This is a genomic window from Brevundimonas sp. SL130 (assembly GCF_026625805.1).
Taxonomy (GTDB): Bacteria; Pseudomonadota; Alphaproteobacteria; order Caulobacterales; family Caulobacteraceae; genus Brevundimonas.
In genome coordinates this window covers 599,330-620,988 of the sequence record NZ_CP113064.1, presented here as the reverse complement: position 1 = coordinate 620,988, position 21,659 = coordinate 599,330, and the positions used below count along the sequence as shown (strand labels likewise).

At 68.1% G+C, this 21,659-nt stretch carries 19 protein-coding genes; 10 read left to right on the top strand and 9 right to left on the bottom strand.

Going from position 1 to position 21,659, the window contains the following annotated elements; translation table 11 throughout:
• The first annotated feature begins 4 nt into the window (after positions 1-4).
• A complete protein-coding gene (locus OU998_RS03080) occupies positions 5-778 on the top strand; it encodes a LytTR family DNA-binding domain-containing protein (RefSeq protein ID WP_267515381.1) in 774 nt (257 codons plus the stop codon).
• Between the two features lie 27 nt (positions 779-805).
• Here the strand turns inward: OU998_RS03080 and OU998_RS03075 are convergent, their stop codons facing one another.
• Entirely contained in the window at positions 806-1,273 is a 468-nt protein-coding gene (locus OU998_RS03075; RefSeq protein ID WP_267515380.1) for a COG3650 family protein, read from the bottom strand.
• 81 nt (positions 1,274-1,354) lie between these two features.
• Between OU998_RS03075 and OU998_RS03070 the strand changes: the two genes are divergently transcribed.
• Positions 1,355-2,494, top strand: coding sequence for a DNA cytosine methyltransferase (locus OU998_RS03070; protein WP_267515379.1), 1,140 nt, complete (start codon positions 1,355-1,357; stop codon positions 2,492-2,494).
• A 204-nt stretch (positions 2,495-2,698) separates the two neighbouring features.
• Here the strand turns inward: OU998_RS03070 and OU998_RS03065 are convergent, their stop codons facing one another.
• From OU998_RS03065 to OU998_RS03055, 3 genes are all read right to left on the bottom strand, one after another.
• Positions 2,699-3,058 carry a DUF1318 domain-containing protein gene (locus OU998_RS03065; protein ID WP_267515378.1) on the bottom strand — a complete coding sequence of 120 codons (360 nt, stop codon included), beginning with the start codon at positions 3,056-3,058 and terminating at the stop codon, positions 2,699-2,701.
• A gap of 32 nt (positions 3,059-3,090) precedes the next feature.
• Positions 3,091-3,279, bottom strand: a complete 189-nt coding sequence (locus OU998_RS03060) for a YnbE family lipoprotein (protein ID WP_267515377.1) — start codon at positions 3,277-3,279, stop codon at positions 3,091-3,093.
• A 77-nt stretch (positions 3,280-3,356) separates the two neighbouring features.
• Positions 3,357-6,569: an intermembrane phospholipid transport protein YdbH family protein gene (locus OU998_RS03055; RefSeq protein ID WP_267515376.1), complete on the bottom strand. Its 3,213-nt coding sequence runs from the start codon at positions 6,567-6,569 to the stop codon at positions 3,357-3,359.
• Between the two features lie 327 nt (positions 6,570-6,896).
• On the opposite strand from OU998_RS03055, the gene OU998_RS03050 reads away from it, so the two are divergent.
• Complete coding sequence (locus tag OU998_RS03050; RefSeq protein ID WP_267515375.1) at positions 6,897-8,252, top strand: M23 family metallopeptidase; 1,356 nt, start codon at positions 6,897-6,899, stop codon at positions 8,250-8,252.
• Positions 8,253-8,388: 136 nt separating this feature from the next.
• Here OU998_RS03050 and OU998_RS03045 read toward each other — a convergent pair whose 3' ends face one another.
• The 3 genes from OU998_RS03045 to OU998_RS03035 all read right to left on the bottom strand — a co-directional run bounded on the left by OU998_RS03045 (position 8,389) and on the right by OU998_RS03035 (position 11,483).
• A complete protein-coding gene (locus tag OU998_RS03045) occupies positions 8,389-9,612 on the bottom strand; it encodes an FAD-dependent oxidoreductase (RefSeq protein WP_267515374.1) in 1,224 nt (407 codons plus the stop codon).
• Between the two features lie 7 nt (positions 9,613-9,619).
• Positions 9,620-10,330, bottom strand: coding sequence for a DUF4893 domain-containing protein (locus tag OU998_RS03040; protein WP_267515373.1), 711 nt, complete (start codon positions 10,328-10,330; stop codon positions 9,620-9,622).
• 130 nt (positions 10,331-10,460) lie between these two features.
• A complete protein-coding gene (locus OU998_RS03035) occupies positions 10,461-11,483 on the bottom strand; it encodes a DUF4167 domain-containing protein (protein WP_267515372.1) in 1,023 nt (340 codons plus the stop codon).
• Between the two features lie 350 nt (positions 11,484-11,833).
• On the opposite strand from OU998_RS03035, the gene OU998_RS03030 reads away from it, so the two are divergent.
• Both OU998_RS03030 and OU998_RS03025 read left to right on the top strand, forming a co-directional pair.
• Positions 11,834-13,066: an NAD-dependent epimerase/dehydratase family protein gene (locus OU998_RS03030; protein ID WP_267515371.1), complete on the top strand. Its 1,233-nt coding sequence runs from the start codon at positions 11,834-11,836 to the stop codon at positions 13,064-13,066.
• A gap of 7 nt (positions 13,067-13,073) precedes the next feature.
• A complete protein-coding gene (locus tag OU998_RS03025; protein ID WP_267515370.1) occupies positions 13,074-13,964 on the top strand; it encodes an NAD-dependent epimerase/dehydratase family protein in 891 nt (296 codons plus the stop codon).
• 7 nt (positions 13,965-13,971) lie between these two features.
• Here the strand turns inward: OU998_RS03025 and OU998_RS03020 are convergent, their stop codons facing one another.
• Both OU998_RS03020 and OU998_RS03015 read right to left on the bottom strand, forming a co-directional pair.
• A complete protein-coding gene (locus tag OU998_RS03020) occupies positions 13,972-15,027 on the bottom strand; it encodes a 1,9-bis(guanidino)-5-aza-nonane synthase (protein WP_420709786.1) in 1,056 nt (351 codons plus the stop codon).
• A gap of 211 nt (positions 15,028-15,238) precedes the next feature.
• Complete coding sequence (locus tag OU998_RS03015) at positions 15,239-16,504, bottom strand: type III PLP-dependent enzyme (protein WP_267515368.1); 1,266 nt, start codon at positions 16,502-16,504, stop codon at positions 15,239-15,241.
• A gap of 260 nt (positions 16,505-16,764) precedes the next feature.
• Here OU998_RS03015 and phnC point away from each other — a divergent pair, with 260 nt between their 5' ends.
• From phnC to galU, 5 genes are all read left to right on the top strand, one after another.
• Positions 16,765-17,574, top strand: a complete 810-nt coding sequence (gene phnC, locus OU998_RS03010; protein WP_267515367.1) for a phosphonate ABC transporter ATP-binding protein — start codon at positions 16,765-16,767, stop codon at positions 17,572-17,574.
• The gene (gene phnD / locus OU998_RS03005) at positions 17,571-18,602 is read left to right on the top strand and encodes a phosphate/phosphite/phosphonate ABC transporter substrate-binding protein (RefSeq protein WP_267515366.1); all 1,032 of its coding nucleotides are present in this window, start codon (positions 17,571-17,573) and stop codon (positions 18,600-18,602) included. The genes phnC and phnD overlap by 4 nt, the downstream gene beginning before the upstream one ends.
• 17 nt (positions 18,603-18,619) lie before the next feature.
• The gene (gene phnE, locus OU998_RS03000) at positions 18,620-19,489 is read left to right on the top strand and encodes a phosphonate ABC transporter, permease protein PhnE (RefSeq protein ID WP_267516693.1); all 870 of its coding nucleotides are present in this window, start codon (positions 18,620-18,622) and stop codon (positions 19,487-19,489) included.
• Positions 19,490-19,587: 98 nt separating this feature from the next.
• The gene (locus OU998_RS02995; RefSeq protein ID WP_267515365.1) at positions 19,588-20,658 is read left to right on the top strand and encodes a substrate-binding domain-containing protein; all 1,071 of its coding nucleotides are present in this window, start codon (positions 19,588-19,590) and stop codon (positions 20,656-20,658) included.
• An 86-nt stretch (positions 20,659-20,744) separates the two neighbouring features.
• On the top strand, positions 20,745-21,623 hold the full coding sequence (gene galU / locus OU998_RS02990; RefSeq protein WP_267515364.1) for a UTP--glucose-1-phosphate uridylyltransferase GalU: 879 nt from the start codon (positions 20,745-20,747) through the stop codon (positions 21,621-21,623).
• Positions 21,624-21,659 lie beyond the last annotated feature (36 nt).

The following is a 21,659-nucleotide window of genomic DNA, read 5'->3' as shown; positions in this document are numbered from 1 at the left end:
CGCCATGACGTCTCCCGCCGCCGACAGCCGCCGAACCTTCCTGCGCGGCCTGGTCGTCGCCGCCCTGGTCGGCGTCTTCCTGGCCACGACCGGCGCCTTCGGCAGCGCCAACGCCCCCTATGGCCAGCGCCTGGCCTACTGGGTTCTGGTCATGATCCTGGGCGGGCTGTGGGGCCATATGTCCAGCCGGGTCGTGACCCGGTTCATCGACGTGGACGACCGGCCTTGGGTGACCGTCGCGGTGATGACCGCCGCGATCACCGGCCCCCTCAGCGTCATCGTCTGGGCCGCGACCGGCCTGTTCTTCGCCCAGAAACTCTATCCTCTGGCGGCCCTGCCCCAGCTGTTCGGCCCGGTCCTGGTCGTCACCCTGGCCGTCACCACCGTCAATGTCTTCCTGGGCCGGGCCCAGCCGGTCCAGACCCACGCCGCCCCCGCCTCTCCCGCAGCGAGCACGCCGCCCCCGGTCCGCTTCCTGGATCGGCTGCCGATGAAGCTCAGGGGCGCGACCCTGCACGCCGTCCAGGCCGAGGATCACTATCTGCGCCTGCACACCGACCGGGGCTCGGACCTGATCCTGATGCGCCTGTCGGATGCGGTCGACGAGCTGGAAGGGCTGGAAGGCGCCCGCACCCATCGCAGCTGGTGGGTGGCGCGGGCGGCCGTGCGCGGCGTCGACCGTGGCGACGGCCGCGCCACCCTGACGCTGGAAAACGGCCTGAGCGTCCCCGTCAGCCGTCGCTACGCCCGCACCCTGCGCGAGGCCGACTGGTGGTGACGCTCCAAACCAGAGTCAGACCCCGCTTCAGGGCGCCGGCGCGGTCTTGAGCGCGGCGGCCGCATCGGCGCAACCGCTCAGGGTGTCGTCGCCGATCTCGACCCGTGCGGTCAGGGGATAGGTGCGGTCGCTCATCCCGTCCGAACATTCGGTGGCGATCAGCACGACGTTCAAGGCCTGGTTCAGATCGGTCGAGCTGGCATAGGTCGCCACCGTCCCCTGCACCGTCGCCCCGTGGTTGGGCGCCCGCTGCGTCGGTTGATCCATCCGGGTGTAGACGATGGCGTCGGTCGTGATCTCGACACCCCAGAAGGGTTCGGTCCCCAGCGCCCGGACCGGCCGGCCCAGATCGACGCCCGCCAGGGTGGCGGCCGTTTCCGGCGGCGGCGCCGATTCCGGCGTCTTCTCGTTGCGGTCGTAGCATCCGGCCAAAGTCAGGCTCAGGGCCAGGACCAGCATCGGCGCGGCCAGCAGGGCGGATCGGATCGGACGCATGGACGGGCTCCCCTCGTTCGCCGTGCAGGTGTGGGCGCGCACGGCCTCGGTCAAGGGCGCGGCCTGAGTTAAGGTGTCCGCATGTCGATTCGCCCGACCGTATTCGAATTCTTCGCCGGCGGCGGCTTGGCCGGGATCGGCCTATCTGGAACAGGCCTGTCGGGCCTCGACACCGTCTTCGCCAACGACATGGACCCCGCCAAGGGCCGGGCCTTTGTCGCCAATCATCCCGACATCCCCTTCCGCCTCGGCGACGTCTGGTCCCTGACCCCGGCCGACCTGCCGGGCGTCCCCGACCTGGCCTGGGCCTCGTCCCCCTGTCAGGACGTCAGCCTGGCCGGCGCGCGCGGCGGGCTCGAGGCCGGACGCTCCGGCGCCTTCTGGGGCTTCTGGCGACTGATTCAGGGGCTGGCGGATCAGGATCGAGCGCCGCGCGTCATCGTGCTGGAAAACGTCATCGGGCTTCTGACGTCAGGGGATGGGCGAGACTTCGCCGCCGTCTGCGCCGCCATGGTCCAGGCCGGCTATCGGGTTGGCGCGCTGGAGATGGACGCCGCCCACTGGCTGCCCCAGTCGCGCCCGCGCCTGTTCGTCGTGGCCATGCGGGACGCGGCCCTGGACGGCGCGCCGCAAGCCTCCGCCCCCACGGGGCCCTTCCACTCCCCCCGCCTCATGGCCGCCCACGCCCGCCTGCCCCAGGCGGTGCGCGACGCCTGGGCCTGGTGGAGCCTGCCGGTCCCGCCCCGGCGCAATCTGGATCTCGCCGCCCTGCTGGAGCCGGATACGGCCGTCGACTGGCTGGACGACGGCGACGCCGTCCTGGCCCTGGCCGCGCCGCTTCACCGCGCCCGGATCGAGGCCGCCGTCGCCTCCGGCCGCCGCATGGTCGGCGCCGCCTATCGCCGCGTCCGCACCGAGAAGGGCGTCAAGGTTCAGCGGCTGGAAATCCGCTTCGACGGTCTGGCGGGCTGTCTGCGCACCCCGGCGGGCGGGTCGTCGCGCCAATATGTCGTGGTCTGCGACGACGGCCGAGCCCGCGTCCGGCGCCTGACCGGGCGCGAGGCGGCGCGTCTGATGGGCGTGCCCCACGACTATCGCCTGCCGTCCAGCGAGAGTGCGGCCCTGAAACTGATGGGCGACGCCGTGGCGGTCCCTGTCGTGCGCGCCCTGACCGAGGGCCTGCTCCTGCCCGGCCTGACGGCGCATCGCGCGGCGGCCTGATCTCGCGCCGGCGCGCCTAATTCTGGAAAGAAACCCAGGCGATTTCAGCCGCCTGACATCAAAAACCGGCCTTCGACCTCGCGCCTCTCAAATCGGGGCTAGGATAGCCTTCGGTCTTTGACAAAAGAATGCATCGGGATGGCGGTTTGGCGGTTTGTCACCCTGTTTTCAGAGCGCCAAACCGCCAGACATGCAGCCCTGAGCTTAACGCTGAACCCACTGCCCCTGGGCGTTGCGGTACCACTGGCCCGACTGGATGCGCGGCAGCAGCTGGCTTTCGAACATTCGGGAGCCGGCGACATCGGCGCTGGTGCCGGCGTCGGCCGCGCTGCGGGCGTAGGCGGCGCGGCGGCCGGCGTTCATGGCGTCCACGGCGGTGCACAGGGCGGCGTCGGTGGTGCTGACGCGGAAGCCGACATAGCCGTCGGCCTGTTCGCCGACCGTGCCGGCGGCCTTGGCCTGATCGACCAGGGTCTTCTGGGCGGCGGTCTGGGCCAGGGCGGCGCCGCCGAACGAGACGGCGGCGGCCAGGGCGCCGACAGCGAGGAATTTACGAAGGCTCATATCGGCCTGTCCTTTCAAAAGAAGCGAGGCGATCAGAAGAGGTTCGGGTTCTGCTGAAGCAGCTGCTGCAGCTCCTGATCCAGCCGGACGCGGACGTCTGCGTCCAATTTGGCGTAGATCTGGATCGGCGCAACCTCCAGACGGATGGTCGGGGCGCAGGCCGAGACCGCGACGACGACCGCTCCGAGGCCGAGGCCGGCCAACTGGCGCTTGTTGATCATGGCGAGAACTCCGGGTCGGTCAGTTTGGAGGGGTCCATTAGCACGGCCTCGGGTGAACCGTCGCTGAATGGTTTGACTTAGGGCGTCGACAAGGGCGCCGGCGTTTCGTCATCCTGGCGGCCCTGGCGCGCCCGGTTCACCGCCATGATGTCGGCGAACAACTGGTTGGCGTTCAGGGTGGTGTCCAGGGTCAGATCGATCTGGGTGCCCGACGGCAGGGGCAGTTCGCGGTTCAGAAACTCCCGGCTGATCAGCTCGGCCAGGGTCAGGCGCAGCTCCTGGCGCTGCGGCGGTTCGTGCCGTCCGCGGATATGGAACAGGACCGAGACCCGCCCCCCGTCCAGGCTGTTCACGTCGGCGCTCAACATGTCGAAGGCCAGGTTCTCCATCGCCTGATAGGCCAGGTCCTCGACCATGTTCGGCGGCACGCCCTCGCCTCCACCGCCCGCATCGACGTCGGTCAGCACCTCGCGCTTGATCGACAGCCGCCCGGGCTGGACCGCGCCCAGGCTTCCCGCCGTGATCTTCAGCCCCTCTTTCGGGTCCATGATGAAGGGCAGACGACCCGAGACCAGGGCGTCCAGCAGGACCTTGTCGGCGAACCCGCTGTCGGCCACCAGATCGCCCAGTTGAACCCGGTCCAGCACCACCACGCCGCTATAGGCCTGGGTCGGGTCCAGCGGCATGACGAAGGGCTCGACCGACACGGTCCCGCCCCCGGCCTGGACCGATCCCCCGGCGAAGCTGATCCCGGCCCCGTCGATGGCGAAGGTCAGGTCCAGGGCCGTCGCGTCCGCGCCGACGTCCAGGCTGTCGATCGTCAGCCTCTGGTTCGGCGCCGTGACCACGGCGGGGCTCAGGCTGGTGAACTGGATCTCGCCCCGCGCGCCCTTGACCGGCCCGGCCGGGCTGACGAAATCCAGTCCCGGCACGCTCAGCAGGCCGCTCGACGTCGGCTCGGCCTCCTTGGTCCAGTCGAACCGGCCGTCGAAGCCGATGGCCCCCGTCACCGGCGACTGGACGAAGGCCTCGACCATCGGGCTCAGCATCGACGGCTGCAGCCCGCCCTCGACGAAGCGCACCTCCGGCGCGGCGATATGGATCCCCCCTGCCCCGGTCCGGCCGTCATGGGCCAGGGTCAATCGCCCCAGGGTGGCCGCCGCCGCCTCGCCCGTCCCCTTCAGGTCGAACCCGCCGCTCCAGCCTTCATTGGCCAGGGCCGCCTGGCCCGAGGCCGCCAGGGTCTCGAACCGTTTGGGCGTGGTCGCATCGACCACCTGGGCCTCGGCCACCGTCGCCGTCAGCCCGACCCCGGCCTTGGTCCCGTCCACCACCACCCGCCCCGAGGCCTGTTCGAACCGCATGCCCAGGAAGGGCGCCTGGGCCGACACGCCCTGGAAGCCCCCGGCCACGCGCCAGATCCCGTCCTTGGACCTCAGCAGCGGCCCTGTCTCAGGACACAGCTTGCCGGCCACCTGATGGACGTCGTTCTCGTCCAGCTCCAGCCGCTCGACCGTCAGATCGACGCACTCGGGGGTCGTATAGGTCAGTCGCCCGTCGGCCAGGACCAGCAGGCCCCGCGTCCGGGCGTCGATCCCCCGCGCCAGGTCGAAGTCCAGCCGCGCCCGCCCGTCCAGCAGGGCCTCGAACCCGGTCTCGGTCAGCCGCCACTTCGACACGGCCACGGCCATCTCGGGCAGGCCCCGTCCCCGCGTCGCCGTCAGGTTCAGCGCCCCGCCGCCCAGCCGTCCCGGCTCGGCCTGATAGGCGGCCTCTCCGGCTTCGGCGACCGTCAGCACCCCGCCGTTGGCCGGGCTCAGGGTCACGGGCCGCGCCAACCGGACCTCGGTCCCGGCCGACCCGGTGACGAACCGGACCGAGGGCGCGGCCAGGGCGAAATCCCCCAGCGCCGTCTTCATCTCGGCCAGTTCGGCGATGTCGTCCGACCCGACCGGCCCGAACAGCGGCCAGGCCCCGCCCGCCGACCGCAGCGCGCCTTCCGCCGCGATCCGCACCGCATCGTCCTTGACGATGTCCAGGCTCAGATCGCCCCGCGCCTGCTTCAGCTCCAGATCGCCGAAACCGATCCGTTCGAAGCTCGCCTGCACCGGCCCTGTGGCCTCAAAGCTTGCATCGCGGCCGCCCATCGACAGCCCGTTCGATTGAATAGACAGTCCCTGCGTCCGCGCCAGACCGGCCTCGCCGGACTCCGCCGCCAGCACCAGCGGCGTCTCCAGGCTCCAGCGCACCGCCTCATCGCGCGCCACCGTCAGCCGCCCGCCCGTCGCCGATCCCTCGACCCGCCCCGCCTTCAGCCCCGCGCCCTCGATCGCCGCCGCCTTCACGCCCAGGTCGGTCGCGCCGTCCAGCCGCAAGGTCTCGATCCACCCGGCCGTCGCGCCGTCGAACCGAACCGCGACCTCGGCGTCGCGCATCCGCGTCTGGCCCAGACCCAACACGCCGCCGACCAGACGGGCGTCGATCACCGCCCGGCCGTCGCCGCGCCGGGTCTTCATATCGGGATAGGGCAGATCGCCGTCCACGCTCAGCCGCACCGCCTCGCCCGAGACCCCGCCCCCATTGAACCGATCCGCACCGGCCTCGATCCGCAGGGCGATCCGATCGCCGGTCGTGGTCAGGTCGACCGTCGCGCCCAGCCCCTGGGCCTCGATCTCCCCACTCTTCAGGGTCGCCGCCGGCATCCGCGCGCTCAACCGCATCAGCTTGCCGTCGTCCACCCTGGCGTCCGCCAGGATCGAGACCGGCCCATATTCTGTATCCAGCCGCCCGCGCCCGCCCTCGACAATGACCAGGGGCCCGCGCGAATCCGGCCTCGGCGGCCCGCCGGTGAATTGCTCAACCAAGGGATCCAGCGCCCCCAGCGACAGTTTCCCGTTTTTCCAGCTGGCCCGCATCACCGGCCGCACCAGCCGGATCCGGCTGGGCGACACCCCCATGCCGGTCTTCGACCAGGGCAGGGCCACGGCGTAGTCGACCTCGACCCGCTCGACCATCAAATCCGGGTTGTTCGGATCGCCGATACGGATGCGGCCGACGAAGCCGTCCAGCTCGATCCGCTCGACCTCGACCTCGCTCTGGATACCCTGCCGCTCCAGCCAGCCGACCAGGACCTCGCGCGCCGCCGCCCGGCGGTTCAGATAGAGGGCAGCCGCCAGCAGGGCGAGGATCAGGACCACGGCCAGCAAAGCCAGGCCCAGACGACGCAGCCCGCCGCCGCGGCGACGCGTGCGACGGGACCGCTCGGGGGAACTGGCCGGGGTTTCGGTCAAACGAGGACGCCGTATCGGTTGAGAACTGTTCGCCGAACCACCATCGCCACCCTCGATGTGAATACAAGCCTCAAGCGTGACGGAACACGCTCGGACGCGGCTTGGTTGCAGCCAAGCGGGGCGACAAGAGGGCGAGGCTGCGGATCAATCGCATGAGTCTACGAGGCTTTTTTCCGAACACGTCCGGTTCTTAACGGTTTGTAACGGTCTGTCTTCCCAAACTGAGACAGGCAGGGTATAGCCGGTGACTTCGCGCTTCGGGGTCTATTCGGCGCGATCTTTGGCTAAGACGTTTGGCGCCTCGGGCGTCGCAACACGACGGGACCGATGGCTCAGTTCGACCCACGCCGCCAACCGATGCGCCTCGCACCGCATATTGTCACCGCCGCAGCGGCCGTGTCCGTGGCCCTTCTAGCCGGCAGAGTCTACCAACCCGCCCAGGCGGAAGAAGTTCCCGTACTGTCGTCGGCCCAGATGGCCGCCATGGAAGCCCAGGCCTTCGCGGCCGCCAATGCTCCGGCCGGCATGACCGCCCCGGAAGCCATCCCCGTTCAGATTCGTCGCGGCGAAACCTTCGAGCAGGCCGTGCGCCGCACCGGCGTCGCGCCGGAAGAAGCCAGCGCCGTCGCCGCCACCGTCGCCAACGCCTTCGACCTCGCCGACCTCCGCGCCGGTCTCCGTTTCGAAACCGCCATCGCCAAACCCCGCAACGGCCGCGGCGACGCCCGCCTGATCGGCCTGACCATGCGCACGGGCCCGGCCAGCCAGCTGACTGTATCGCGCAGCTTCGACGGCGCCCTGCGCCTGCGTTCGCTGGAAGAAAAGGTCACGCACGAGACCGTCGTCCTGAAGGGCGAAGTCGAGCGCTCGCTGTCCGCCAGCGCCCGCGAATTGGGCGCCACAGCCTCCATCGTCCGTTCGGCCAGCCGCCTGTTTGCGACCAAGTTCGATATGCAACGCGACATCCGCGCGTCTGACGAGTTCACCATGGTGTTCGACCGCGACGTGACCGAGGCCGGTCGCACCGTGGATGTGGGCGATCTGATGTACGCCGAACTGCGGGGCGTCACCTTCTATCGCTTCAAACCCGCCGGGGCCAAGGAGGCGCAGTTCTTCGACGCCTCGGGCAAGAACCTGCGCTCGGCCATGATGCGCACCCCGCTGCAGAATTTCCGCCGCGTGTCTTCGGGCTTTGGTTTCCGCACCCACCCGATCTCCGGCTACAAGAAAATGCACCAGGGCATCGACTTCGCCGCCGGAACCGGCACGCCGGTCGTGGCCCCCGCCGACGGCGTGGTGGTCGAGGCGCGCCGCTGGGGCGGTTACGGCAACTGGCTACGGATTCGCCACAACAACGGCCTCGAGAGCGGCTACGGCCACCTGTCGCGCTACGGCTCGGGCATCCGCGCCGGCCAGCGGGTCAGCCAGGGCCAGGTCGTCGCCTATGTCGGCTCGACCGGCGCCTCGACTGGCCCGCACCTGCACTATGAGCTGTGGCGCAACGGCCAGCGGATCAATCCCGCCGGCGTGCGGACCCAGGAAGGCACCGAACTCTCGGGCGCCGACCTCGCCGCCTTCCGCGCCGAAAAGGCCCGGATCGACCGCGTGATCGCCTCTGGCGGTCAGAAACGCCCGGCTCTGCAACAGGCCTCGGCCAACGGTCTCCGCTCGGCCCAGGGCTGACCAGACAGGCTGTCCGTCGCCGGTTTAGGCCGGCGCCGGATGATTGAGCCGCCTATCGCTGGCGGCGGAAGCCTGCACCATCATGCGTCTGGGTTACGGCCAGAGACTCTCGACCGCTGAGGCAGGACGATGAAGACTATGCTGGCCGCAATGACTTGGCACAGCCCGTCCTTCGCGGATCCAGCAGCAGGCCTGAGACCGTGGCGGCCAGCAGGCGGGGTGCAAAAGGCAGGCGCGCGGCCTTGCCCAACACATGGTCGCGGATCCACGGCAAAAGCCGCCCATCGGCCTGATAGAAGGGCGTGAACCCCAGGCTGAGCGCCTGGTAGAGACGCAGATGCCAGCGGCGATCCTGCGCATAGGCCGACAGGGCCGTATCGAGATCGGCGTGGGTCTGTAGCGCCCAACAAAGGGCGTGAGCGTCCAGCAGCCCCATATTGACGCCTTGGCCCAGCTGGGGACTGGTCGAATGGGCTGCGTCGCCGACAACGGCGAGCCGATCCGCAACGGGCCGCGCCAGGGTGTGGTGGCCGTAACGGGCCAAGACCAGATCGTCGGTATGGCCGATGGTCTCGAGGAGCGCGGCCGTCTCGGGCCAGAGGGCGCGCACCTCCGCCTTCCAGGCTTCGAGCCCCTGACGGACCCAGACGTCATGGTCCTGGGCCTTCAAACTCCAGAAGAATGTCGCCAGGCGGTCGGGCGAGCCCGGGCGAACTCCGACCGGCAGGACGCCGACCATTTTTGCAGCGCCGCGATAGACCTGTTGCAGGGCGCGCTCGTCGAAATGGGGATCGACGGGCCAGGGCGTGGTGGTCCAAAGGGCGCCGTAAGCCAGGTCTCGGCGCGCTGAACCCTGAGCCTGAGCCAGGACTGCGGCGATGGGCGAGCGGGCCCCGGTCGCATCCACCACCAGATCAAAGGCCGGAGACGTGCTTCCATCTGCGAAGCTCAAACGGCCCAGAGACGCCGCCGTCGCCTCACGCGCCAGCTCGAACTGGACGCCCGCCTCAAGACAGGCCTGGTGAAGGACGTGGAAGATGGCGGAGCGATGGACGCCCAAAGCCTGGCGCGGACGTTTCAAGTCTGAGTAGCGGACGTCCAGAACGACCCGTCCGCTGGGCGCCGCCCGGCCGAAGATATGATCAATCGGCTGGCCCAGGCCCTGAATTGCAGGCGTCAGGCCCAGAGCGTCGAGCACCGCCAGTCCTGTAGGTTGGAGCATGAAACCGGCCCCGACCGGCTGGGCCGTGTCGAACCGCTCGAAAACCACGACCCGGCGCCCCTGCCGCGCCAGCATCAAGGCGACGGCCAGACCTGTAGGGCCCGCGCCGGCGACGGCGATGTCCCTGATCGCGGTCAAGTCGGCGTCAACTCGCGGCCGGGACCAGCTCGATCAGATCCAGGTTCGATTCGTACTGGGGCCAGGGCAGGACCAGTCGCCAGCGAGCGTCGCCGACCCGTTCCAGCACGGCGACCAGATCGCGCTCGGGGTTGCGACCGTAGGAGTTGGCGGCCGGTTCCTGGGCCAGGGCCATGGAGCCGAGCAACAGCATGTGGCGGTCGTTCTCGGGGAAGAGCAGGCCCGAGGGGCGTTGCGAGCCGGTCAATTTGCTGAACTTCAGCCCGCGCGGGGTCTGTTCGATGCGGCAGGCGAACCAGCCGTAGACGACATAGCCGAGCCCCTCCTCGCCGCCCTGGGAGCCCAGTTTGACGGTGCGGCAGCGATAGTTTCCGGGGGGCGGGGCGACATCAGCGCGACCAGCGCCGGGATCGATCAGGGCGCCGAGACTGTCCAGATCGCCCGAACCGCGTTGGCGACGGGCCTGTTGCAAGGCCAGGGTCCAGGCGGCGTCGCGCCGCTGGTAACGGTCGCGATCCGCGGCCGTGATGACGCCGCGCCAGTCCATCAGGACGGCGCCGGAACCGCCGCCAGGCGCGGATGGGGGCGGGGGCGGTGGAGGCGGCGGTGGTGCGGAAGCGCAGGCCGCGACCGCAAGAGCCGTCGTCAGAACGACGGTCGTGGCGATGGCGCGAAGTCCGGCGAACCTCGAAGAGCGAGACTGTGAGCTTTGACGCATCAAGGCTTCCCTTAAGGCTTGTCGAGGCCCCGCCTGTCGGCGAGGTCGCCCCTTTTAGGCGCCGTATGGACCGCCGCCGTCAAGGCCGTTCGTGCGCCGCCCGGCCAGGAAGGGCCGGGGGCGCGGCAGGTCAGCCTTCGCTGTCGGCGACCTCGGCCTTGCGGCGCGGGGCGCGGCGACGCGGCGCGGTTTCCGCGTCCTCGGCGACGTCGGCGGACACCGGGGCCGCAGGGACGGACGACCGGGTCAGGAAGCCCGGCAGAGCCGTCGGAGCCTCGTCATCGGCGACGGCTGCGACAGCCGGACGGCGCGACCGGCGGGCGGGCCGCTCATCCGCCGTCGGCGACTCGACGGGCGCCTCGAACGTGGGCTCGGCGGCCGGCGCGGCCTCGGCTTGCACCTCCGCCCCTTCGTCCGAACCGGGGTTTTCCTGGTTGTCGAAGCGGCGATTGCGCTCCTCGCGGCGACGCTCCCAGCGTTCGCGACGGCTCTCGCGGCGACCGCCGCCCTCGCCGTCGGCGCGGGCCTCGCCGTCTTCACGCGGCTCGCGGGGTTCGCGGGGTTCGCGAGGCGGCTGGGCGTCGCGGTTCTGGTCGCGGTCACGATCACGATCACGATCACGATCACGATCACGAGTTTGGGCCTGATCGCGATCACGGTCGCGATTCTGGTCACGGTCACGGTTGAAATCGCGGTCACGGTTCTGGTCGCGATCGTTACGCTCGCGGTTAGGGTTCTGCTCGCGTTCGGCGGCTTCCAGGGCCTGACGGTCCGCGGCCTGCTGGGCGGCGACGAAGGCGGCGGCCTGGGCGCCGGATTCGTCCTCAAAATCGATGTCGAAGCCCTGGTTCGACTGTTCGCGCGCGGCGATGTCCGAGAAGGACCGCTGCGGCTGAAGCGCGCGCAGGACGCGGTAATAATGTTCGGCGTGCTGCTGATAGTTTTCGGCAAGCACCCGGTCGCCGCCGGACGAGGCGTCACGGGCCAGCTGCTGGTAGCGCTCATAGACGGTCTGAGCGTTGCCACGGACCTTGATGTTCTCGGGGCCTTGCGAGTCCCACGAACGATTCGGATTGGCGCTGTTGGCGTTTGAGGCGCCCGCCTTGTTCCGATTGCGTCCGCGCTGACGCTTCATGCCCTTGAAATCTCTCATTCGCGCTACCGTGTGCAGGGAGGAGCCCAGGCCGTTGGCCGGTTCCGTCCGTTTCGTGGTTCCGTTTCGCTCGGGGCCGATCCCCGATTGTCGAACTGTCGGAATGCCTTGTCGCCCGCATGGTGCGCCGGTCCTTTCGGGACCGACCGTCATGATCGGCTCAAGCCGCGAACAGCCGGGTGTAGGCCCGTAAAGCTGCGTTTGAGTGGGAGACGAGCGAGACTTAGCCTGTGCGACGGTGCTTTCCAAGGGGTTTTCGTCAAAGCGCCCCCCGTTCGTCACTGCCCCGCTTTGCCGAAGCCGCTCGCCTGGGCTAGGCATGGGCTTTGAGACGACGGTGGGGCTTTTTCATGCGGGTTCTGGTTCTGGGCGGCGACGGCTTCTGCGGCTGGCCGACGGCCCTGCATCTGTCGGCCAATGGCTGGGACGTGACGATCGTCGACAACCTGAGCCGCCGGAACATCGACAACGAGCTGGAAGTCCAGTCGCTGACGCCGATCCGCACCATGGGCGAGCGGATCAAGGCGTGGAAAGACGTCTCGGGCCGCGACATCGGCTTCGTCAACATGACGGTCGGCAAGGAGTTCGACCGTCTGGTCGCCCTGATCCGCGACCTGGCGCCCGACAGCGTCGTGCATTTCGCCGAACAGCGGGCGGCCCCCTATTCGATGAAGTCGGCGCGGCACAAGCTGTACACGGTCGACAACAACATCAACGCCACCAACCATCTGCTGGCGGCCATCGTCGAGAGCGGGCTGGACGTGCATCTGGCCCACCTGGGGACCATGGGGGTCTATGGCTACGGCACCGCCGGCCTGCGCATCCCCGAGGGCTATCTGAAGGTGACGGTGGACACCGACCACGGTCCAGCCGAACAGGAAATCCTGTTCCCGCCGAACCCCGGCAGCATCTATCATATGACCAAGACGCAGGACGCCCTGCTGTTCCAGTTCTACGCCCGAAACGACAGTCTGCGGATCACCGACCTGCACCAGGGCATTGTCTGGGGGGCCCAGACCACAGAGACCCGGCTGGACGAGCGGCTGATCAACCGGTTCGACTATGACGGCGATTACGGCACGGTGCTGAACCGGTTCCTGATGCAGGCGGCGGTCGGCTATCCCTTGACCGTGCACGGATCGGGCGGCCAGACGCGGGCCTTCATCCATATTCAGGACACGGTGCGCTGCGTCGAACTGGCGCTGAAAAACCCGCCCAAGCGCGGCGAACGGGTCAAGATCCTGAACCAGATGACCGAGAGCCGGCGCGTGCGCGACCTGGCCCGGATGGTCGCCGACATGACCGGCGCCGAGATCCACAACGTCCCCAATCCGCGCCAGGAGGCGGACGAGAATGATCTGGTGGTGGCCAACGACCAGTTCCGCGAACTGGGGCTGAAGCCGATCACCCTGGCGGAAGGGCTGATGCAGGATGTGACCGACATCGCCCGCCGCTACGCCGACCGAGCCGACCTGAGCCGGGTGCCGTGCGTCTCCGCCTGGAACCACCGCCGGGCCGAGGCGCTGGAAAAGGAAGCGCGGCCTTATGCGCCGGGCGCACCCTCCAAAATCCTGACTGCCTGAACCCTCCATGCCTGAAGCCCCTTCCCTGTCCCTGCTGGTCTTCGGCGGAGGCTATCTGGGTCGAGCTGCGGCCCTGGAGGCGATCCGGCGCGGCGGCCGGGCGGCGGCGACATCCCGCGATCCGGAACGACGGAGCGCGCTTACGGCCGAGGGGATCACCGCGATCGATCCGGCCGACACACAGTCGCTGAAGGCCGCGCTGGAAGCCGCGACGGCGGTGCTGGTGACGGCGGCGCCCGACGCCCACGGCTGTCCCGGCCTGCGCGCCCTGGCGCCGGTGGCGTCACAGGCCTGGCCGGACTGGATCGGCTATGTCTCGTCGACCAGCGTCTATGGCGACCGGGCGGGCGGCTGGGTGTTCGAGGACGGACCGCTGAACGCCGCCAGTCTGGAAGGCGCAAGGCGCGTGCGGGCCGAGCGCGACTGGATGGACGGGGCGCAGGGGATGGGGCTGACGGTGCAGATCTTCCGTCTGCCCGGATTCTATGGGCCGGGGCGCAGCGTCGTGGACCGCTTGCGGGACGGGACCGCCAAACTGGTGAAGAAGCCGGGTCAGGTGTTCAACCGCATCCATCTGGACGACGTGGTCTCGGCCCTGTTCGCCTCGATGGACCGGCCGCGACCCGGCGCCGCCTATAATCTGACCGACGACGCCCCCTCGCCGGCCGATGTGGTGACGGCCTGGGCCGCTGACCGAATGGGTCTGCCCCGCCCGCCCGAGGTTGACTGGACCGACGACAGCGTCAGCGAGGCCATGCGGCGGTTCTATCTGGACTCCAAACGGGTCTCCAACGCCCTAGCCAAGGCGGAGCTGGGCTGGCGGCCCGTCTATCCGACCTGGCGCGAGGGACTGGCGGCGCTGATCGAGGCGCCGCCGCCCTTGAAGTTAGCCGGCTAGGCCCGCCTCAGGCCTTTTCGAACAGCTTGTTCCAACGGCGTTTGTCCCGGGCCTTCCAGGCGCCGCGGTGATAGGCGTCCGAGCCGATCAGGGGCACGACGGTGGTGGCCTCAGCGAAGACCATCTGTTCGTGGGTGGTCTGGACCTTGCCCCAGGAGGCGGCTTCCTTCAGCGTCGAGGACGAGCAGGCGCCGTCGCGGACGTCGGCGACGGTGATCTGGACCGCATAACGGTGCATCTCGGCCTCGACGCCCAGGATTTCGGCGCAGACGACGGTGTCCTGAGCGAAGTTCTTGGGCACGCCGCCGCCGACCATGAACAGGCCGGTGACGCCGGCGGCGATCTTGATGTCAGTCAGTTCGCGGAAGTCGGCGATGGCGTCCAGCATCAGATAGGCCTGGCCGGCGGCCGCACGTTCCTTCTGGTGCTTGACCAGGCCGAAGCCGGCGGAGCTATCGACGAAGGCCGGGCAGAAGATCGGCACGCCCTCTTCATAGGCGGTCTGGATCAGTGAGCCGGGTTTCTTGGCGTTGCCCTCGCTCAGCCACCTGCCCATTTCCCAGATGAACTCGCGGCTGGAATAGCCGCGCGGCTCCAGCCGGTTGGCGATCTCCAGGATGGTGTGATCGCAGGCCTGAAGCTCTTCCTCATCGATATAGGTGTCGTAGATCCGGTCGATGTAGTTTTCGCGCAGGACGTTGTCGTCCACCTCGCCGGCGGCCTGATAGTGTTTGAAGCCCAGGGCCTCAAAGAAATCCATGTCCACGATCGAGGCGCCGGTGGCGACGACGGCGTCGACCATGCCGAACTTCACCATGTCGCGGTAGACGTGCATGCAGCCGCCGGCCGAGGTCGAACCGGCCAGGATCAGCCAGGGCGAGCAGTCCTTGTCTTCGATAGCCATGGAGAAGATGTCGGCGGCGCGGGCGGTGTCGCGCGACGAGAAGGACATCTTGCGCATAGAGTCGATGATCGGGCGCGCGTCGAAGCTGGTGATGTCGACGTGCTCAACGACATTCTGCAGCAACTGGGCCTTGGTGTTGACCTGGACGGGTGCGTTCATTTCGGAGGTTTCCCTTTGATTTGAGCGCCCGTCGAACAAGCAGACATGCCGGGACGGAGCGACCGACAGGACCGATAGACTCCCAGGCTCAAGCCGTCACCCTCGGACTTGATCCGAGGATCGGACACGCCGCCGCGAACGTCCCCCGAGGGAGTCGCGGCGGCCCGATCCTCGGGTCGAGCCCGAGGATGACGAAGAGGGTTAGAGCGACCTACTTCCGGCGCGACTTGCGTTGACCCGCCTTACCTTTCGGGCGTGACAGACGCACGATCTTGCGGGCGTTCTCTTCCGCCGTGGTGCGCACGGTGGGGATGGAGCGCGGGGCCAGGCCGTAGAGGGAGGCCATCGGGGCGTCCTCGACCGCAGCGATGTCGTGTTCGCCATAGCCGTTGAAGCCCGTGGTCATGGCGACGCCATAGGCGCCGAGCATGCCGATCTCGATGAAGTCGCCCTCGCGGATGTCGGCCGGCAGCCAGAACGGACCCGGCATATGGTCGATGGAATCGCAGGTCGGGCCGTAGAACTGGAAGGCCTTAAGATCGCCTGACGCCTCGCCGTCCCGAACCAGCTTGGTCGGGAAGGGCCAGCGCGAGTGGGTCGCGTCGAACAGCGAGCCGTACGAGCCGTCGTTCAGATACAGGGCGTCGCCCTTGCGCAGGTCCACGCGGGCCAGGATCGACGAGGACTCGGCGACCAGGGCCCGGCCGGGCTCACACCACAGCTCAGTCGTTTCCGACACCGGCATCTCGTTGAAACCGCGATGGATGGCGTCGGCGTACTCGCTCATGTCCGGCGGGACCATGCCCGGATAGACCGAGGGGAAGCCGCCGCCGACATCGACGATGTCGACGATGACGCCTGCACGGCTGATCGATCGGCCGACCTGAGCCATGGCGGCCTGGTAGGCGGTCGGACGCATGCACTGGCTGCCGACGTGGAAGCTGACGCCCATCAGACCGTCTTTGACCGCCTGGCGCGTTTCCATCAGCAGGGCCGGAGCCTGATCCGACGAGACGCCGAACTTGCCCGAAAGCGTATAGGCGGCGCCGTCGGCCGAGACGGCCATGCGTACGATCAGATTCAGATCGTCCGCGCCGCCGGTGGCGTCGAGGATCTTGTTCAGCTCATCGACACAGTCGAGCGAGAAGGTGCGAACGCCATGTTCGAAATAGGCCTTGGTGATCGCAGACCGGCTTTTGACCGGGTGCATGAAGGCCAGGCGAACGTCATGGCTGACCGAGCGGACCAGCTCGATCTCGGCGATGGACGCCACGTCGAAACCGCGAACCCCAGCCTCGATAAGGGTCTCGACGACCCAACGCGACGGGTTCGCCTTCACGGCATAGAAGACGTCGGCCTTTAGATTATCCTGGAACCAGCGCGCCGCTACGGATACCGAACGCGGTCGCACGAGGGCGACGGGACGTTCAGGGGACCGCTCACGGACCAGGTCCAGGGGAAGCTGATACGTGCGCAATTCACGTAACCCCCTGCTAATTGTGAAACCCAGACCGGCGTTAGCAGCGCTTAACGGTTAGACCACGGGGTCCGCCGGAAGCCGCGATATGGGGGCATCGAACTGTCATGTAAAGGGGTTTTTTCGTGGCGGGGCCTGGGTCGCCCCCCCGTGCCAAGCGCCGCACTGGACGAGATTGCGCCTGCCGTGCGATTAAGACTTGCCCAAACGCCCCTATCGCGTCATGCGGCGCCCGTTCGCCACAGCCTCCCAGCGAGTTCATGAGTTCATCCGCAGCCGCCGTCGCCCCCGGCCTAGTCCTGGCGCGTGACGTGTCGAAGACCTTCGGATCGAGAAAGGCGCTGGACGGCGTCTCGATTTCCGTCGCCTCGGGCGAGATGGTCGCCCTGATCGGCCCATCGGGATCCGGCAAGTCCACGCTTCTGCGCTCCATCACCGGGCTTCAGTCGATCGACCCCGGCCAGGGGACGATCAGCGTCTTCGGCGAGACGGTTCAGAAGGACGGCCGCGTCACCGGCGCCGTGCGCAAGGCGCGTGGCAAGCTGGGCATGATCTTCCAGCAGTTCAATCTGGTCGGGCGCCTGAGCCTGTTCGCCAATGTCATGCTGGGCGCCCTGGGGCGTCTGCCCGCCTGGCAAGGCCTGCTGGGCCTATGGCCCCAGGCCGACAAGGACCGGGCCATGGCCGCCCTGCACCGGGTGGGGGTCAGCGATTACGCCGGCCAGCGCGCCAATACGCTTTCGGGCGGCCAGCAGCAGCGCGGCGCCATCGCCCGCGCAATTGTCCAGGGCGCCAAGGCCATCCTGGCCGACGAGCCGGTCGCCTCGCTGGACCCGGTGTCGGCCCGCAAGGTGATGGAACTGCTGGTCGAACTGAACAAGCGCGACGGCATGGGGGTGATCGTCACCCTTCACCAGGTCGACTACGCTATCCGCTACTGTGACCGCGTCATCGCGTTGCAGGGCGGCAAGATTGTCTATGACGGTCCCGCCACGGGCCTGGATCACCAGCGCCTGATCGATATCTACGGTCCCGAATTCGAGGACGCGTTCTGGGAGACCAAGGCATGAGCCCGTCCCGCACCCCTATGGCCCGCACATCCCTTTCCCGCCGTCTGTTCGCAGCCGCCGGCGCCGCCGTCCTGCTGCTGGGCGTCGCCTCGTGCGGCGGCGGCGATGACAAACAGGCCGCCGGAGCCATGCCGTCGGAGCTGACCTTCTCGATCCTGTCGGCGGAAGGCCAGGCGTCGTCCGGGCCGCTGTGGCAGCCGTTGCTGGACGACATGTCCAAGGCCGTCGGCGTGCCGGTGAAGCCCTTCTTCGCGGGCAACTATAATGTCCTGATCGAGGCCATGCGGTTCAACCAGACCCAGGTGGCCTGGTTCTCGGCCAAGCCCGCGCTGGAAGCCGTCGATCGTGCCCAAGGCGAGGTCATCGCCCGCATCGTCGATCCGGAAGGCCGCGACAGCTACACCTCGACCCTGGTCGTGCGTAAGGGCTCGGGCATCACGCTGGACAAGGTGCTGGCCTGCGGCAAGCAGTACGACTTCGGCATCGGCGACGCCCAATCGACCTCGGGCACCCTGGCCCCACTGACCTTCCTGTTCAATCCGCGCGGCATTGTGCCGAACCAGTGTTTCAAGACCGTGCGCTCGGCCAGCCACCAGGCCAACGCCTTCGCCGTGGCGACAGGCGTGGTCGATATCGCCACCTCGAACTCGGTCAACACCGTCTTCATGCGTCGCGAGAATCCGCAGTTGGCCTCACAGATCGAAGACATCTGGGTGTCGCCGCCGATCCCGGAATCCGGCATCGTCATCCGCGAGGATCTGGACCCGGCGCTGAAAGAAAAGCTGCGCAGCTTCTTCCTGACCTACGGCCAGGGCCAGGGCCCCGAAGCCGACCGCCAGCGCCAGGTGCTGGCCGGGCTGAATTATTCGATGTTCCGCGCCGCAGACGATTCCTATCTGGACCCCGTGCGCGAAATGGTCGCCGACCAGAAGCTGAGTGAAGCAAAGGCCAAGAACGACCAGGCCGGCGTCGCCGCCGCCGAACGCGATCTGGCCGCCCTGCGCGCCAAGCGTGAGGTCCAGCCTTGACCGACGTCACCGCAGATATGGCGGCCCGGGGCGGCGTCGCCCCGACTGCGATCCCCGCAGCGCCGACCAAGTCCCTGTCCGCGACCCTGTTCGACCTCCTGCTGTGGGGCGGTCTGGCGATCATCCTGATCGCCAGCTTCGGCAAGGTGGACATGCAGAATTTCGGCCGGCTGTTCTCAGGCTCGTCGAACATCTCGACCTATGGGGCGGATCTGCTGCGGCCCGACTGGGCGGCCATTTTCCCGCCCGGTGACTTCTGGACCTCCTTCACCCACATCTTCACTCAGCCGACGACCAGTCTGGCCGGCCAGATGTGGCTGACGGTGCAGATCGCTCTGTGGGGCACCTTCCTGGCCGTCTTTTTGGCCCTGCCGCTCAGCCTGATGGCGTCGCGCAACATCGCGCCGGGCTGGATGGTGTTTATCGTACGCCGGGTCATGGACCTGTTGCGGTCAATCCCCGACCTGGTCATCGCCACCCTGTTCATCGTCGCCGTGGGCCTGGGCCCGCTGGCGGGGGTTCTGGCCCTGGCGCTGAACACCGGCGGCGTCCTGGCCAAGCTGTTCTCGGAAGCGGTCGAGTCGATCGACAAGGGACCGGTCGAGGGCGTGCGCGCCACCGGCGCCGGCAAGCTGCATGAGATCGTCTGGGGCGTCTTCCCTCAGGTCGCCCCGCTGTGGACCTCGTTCGCCCTGTACCGGTTCGAGTCCAACAGCCGGGCGGCCACAGTGCTGGGCCTGATCGGCGCGGGCGGCATCGGCCAGACCCTGTTCGAAAGCATCCAGGCCTTCGACTATAGCCGCGTCGCCGCCATCGCCATCGTCATCGTGGTCGCCGTGACCCTGATCGACACCCTGTCGCAGGTCATGCGCAAGCGCCTGTTGTAACGGTCGGCGACTTTCGCCGCACCCATCGCGACGCCGGAAAAACCTTCACAATCCTCTGGTCTAACCGTCGCGAAAACGATGCTCAGGGAGAGCGAAGAATGATCCGCGCACTGAAACTGGCGACGGCGACCGCCGCGCTTCTGGCTCTCGCCGCCTGCGGCGACGGCGGTTCCGGCGGCGGATCCTCGGGCGCCCGCTCCGGCGTCTGGGCCGCCGGTTCGTCGACGGTCTTCCCCTTTGCGACGCGTGTGGCCGAGAATTTCGCCCGCACCTCGGGCGGCGCCGCGCCGCGGGTCGAGTCCCTGGGCACCGGCGGCGGCATCCAGGCCTTCTGCCAGGGCGTCGGCCCGACGACCCCGGATATCGCCAACGCCTCGCGTCAGATGAAGGCGTCTGAGTTCGACCTGTGCGCCAAGAACGGCGTGACCGACATCGTCGAGATCAAGATCGGTTTCGACGGCATCGTCATCGCCACGGCGCGCAACGGCAACAGCTTCAACTTCGAACTGAACGACATCTACGAGGGTCTGGCCAAGGAAGTTCCGGGCCCTGACGGTCAGTTCATCGCCAACTCGGCCAAGACCTGGAACCAGGTCAACGCCGGCCTGCCGAACCAACGGATTCAGGTCTATGGCCCGCCGCCCACCTCGGGCACGCGCGACGCCTTCCTGGAACTGGGCATGACGCCGGGCGCCAAGCTGGTTCCCGCCACCGCCGCCGTGGAAAAGGCCGACAAGGACCGGTTCGAAGCCCTGGCCCATACCCTGCGTGAAGACGGCGCCTGGATCGACTCGGGCGAGAACGACAACGCCATCGTCCAGACCCTGACCCGCACCCCCGGCTCGCTGGGCGTGTTCGGCTATTCCTTCCTGGAACAGAACCTGGATACGGTGAAGCCCGAGACCATCGACGGCGTCACGCCCAATGCCGACACCATCGCCAGCGGCGAATACCCCCTGTCGCGCAGCCTCTATATCTACGTGAAGAAGGCCCATGTCGGCGTGATCCCTGGGCTTCAGCAGTTCGTGCAGGAGTTTCTGTCAGAAGGTTCGGCCGGCAAGGGCGGCTATCTGGCCGACCGCGGCCTGATCCCGCTGCCGGAAGATCAGCTGGTCGCCCAGCGCGCCGCAGCAGCGGCCATGACGTCGATGCAACGGCCCGCCAAGTAACAGCGCTCTTTCCGAAAGCATCCCGCCCCTTTCCACGGCCGATCCGTCGGCTATGATGGGGGCGGGATAGCAATCAGGAACATTACATGACCTCTCAGCCCGCGCGCCTGCGCAAGGCCGTGCTGCCGGTCGCCGGCCTCGGCACCCGTGTCCTCCCCGGCACGAAGACCACGCCGAAGGAACTGCTGAACGTCGTCGATCGGCCGATCCTTTCGTATATCGTCGAAGAGGCCCGCGAGGCCGGGATCGAGCATATCGTCTTCGTCACCGGCCGCTCCAAAGGCGCGATCGAGGACTATTTCGATCACCAGATCGAGCTGGAAAGCCAGCTGGAAGCCAAGGGCAAGACCGAGATCCTCGACCAACTGCGGGCCGAACTGCCGGCGCCGGGCGAAATGAGCTTCACCCGCCAGATGTCGCCCAAGGGCCTGGGCCACGCCGTCTGGTGCGCCCGCGACATCATCGGCCGTGAACCCTTCGCCGTCCTGCTGCCCGACGTCATCGTCGACAGCCGGCCCGGCGCGCTGAAGCAGCTGATCGACGCCTACCACGAGGTCGGCGGCAATCTGATCGGTGTCGAGGCCGTGCCCGAGAGCGAGACCCACAAATACGGCATCGTCGATCCGGCCAGCCGCGAGGGCCGTCGCATCACCATGAAGGGCATGATCGAAAAGCCGGCCAAGGGCACGGCGCCGTCCAACCTGTCGATCTCGGGCCGCTATATCCTGCAGCCGGAAATCTTCGACCTGTTGGCGACCCAGGAACGCGGCGCCGGCAACGAGATCCAGCTGACCGACGCCATGGCCCGCCTGATGGCCGACCAGTTGTTCACCGCCGTCGAATACGAGGGCGTGACCCACGACTGCGGCGACAAGATCGGCCTGCTGAAAGCCAATGTCGCCCTGGCCCTGAAACGCCCCGACCTGGGCGAGGCCGCCCGCGCGGCGGTGATGGCCCTGCTCTGACGCAAGGGAAGGCCACAGGGGTTCCGGTTCGCGCCC

Bases quoted from the DNA above. Each gene is read 5' to 3' on its own strand.
- phnE (WP_267516693.1), top strand. From the start codon at position 18,620: ATGGCGGCCCGGGGCGGCGTCGCCCCGACTGCGATCCCCGCAGCGCCG.
- OU998_RS02995 (WP_267515365.1), top strand. From the start codon at position 19,588: ATGATCCGCGCACTGAAACTGGCGACGGCGACCGCCGCGCTTCTGGCT.
- OU998_RS03075 (WP_267515380.1), bottom strand. From the start codon at position 1,273: ATGCGTCCGATCCGATCCGCCCTGCTGGCCGCGCCGATGCTGGTCCTG.
- OU998_RS03060 (WP_267515377.1), bottom strand. From the start codon at position 3,279: ATGATCAACAAGCGCCAGTTGGCCGGCCTCGGCCTCGGAGCGGTCGTC.
- OU998_RS03050 (WP_267515375.1), top strand. From the start codon at position 6,897: ATGGCTCAGTTCGACCCACGCCGCCAACCGATGCGCCTCGCACCGCAT.
- phnD (WP_267515366.1), top strand. From the start codon at position 17,571: ATGAGCCCGTCCCGCACCCCTATGGCCCGCACATCCCTTTCCCGCCGT.
- OU998_RS03030 (WP_267515371.1), top strand. From the start codon at position 11,834: ATGCGGGTTCTGGTTCTGGGCGGCGACGGCTTCTGCGGCTGGCCGACG.
- galU (WP_267515364.1), top strand. From the start codon at position 20,745: ATGACCTCTCAGCCCGCGCGCCTGCGCAAGGCCGTGCTGCCGGTCGCC.
- OU998_RS03080 (WP_267515381.1), top strand. From the start codon at position 5: ATGACGTCTCCCGCCGCCGACAGCCGCCGAACCTTCCTGCGCGGCCTG.
- OU998_RS03035 (WP_267515372.1), bottom strand. From the start codon at position 11,483: ATGAGAGATTTCAAGGGCATGAAGCGTCAGCGCGGACGCAATCGGAAC.
- OU998_RS03020 (WP_420709786.1), bottom strand. From the start codon at position 15,027: ATGAACGCACCCGTCCAGGTCAACACCAAGGCCCAGTTGCTGCAGAAT.
- OU998_RS03070 (WP_267515379.1), top strand. From the start codon at position 1,355: ATGTCGATTCGCCCGACCGTATTCGAATTCTTCGCCGGCGGCGGCTTG.
- OU998_RS03040 (WP_267515373.1), bottom strand. From the start codon at position 10,330: ATGCGTCAAAGCTCACAGTCTCGCTCTTCGAGGTTCGCCGGACTTCGC.
- OU998_RS03025 (WP_267515370.1), top strand. From the start codon at position 13,074: ATGCCTGAAGCCCCTTCCCTGTCCCTGCTGGTCTTCGGCGGAGGCTAT.
- OU998_RS03065 (WP_267515378.1), bottom strand. From the start codon at position 3,058: ATGAGCCTTCGTAAATTCCTCGCTGTCGGCGCCCTGGCCGCCGCCGTC.
- phnC (WP_267515367.1), top strand. From the start codon at position 16,765: ATGAGTTCATCCGCAGCCGCCGTCGCCCCCGGCCTAGTCCTGGCGCGT.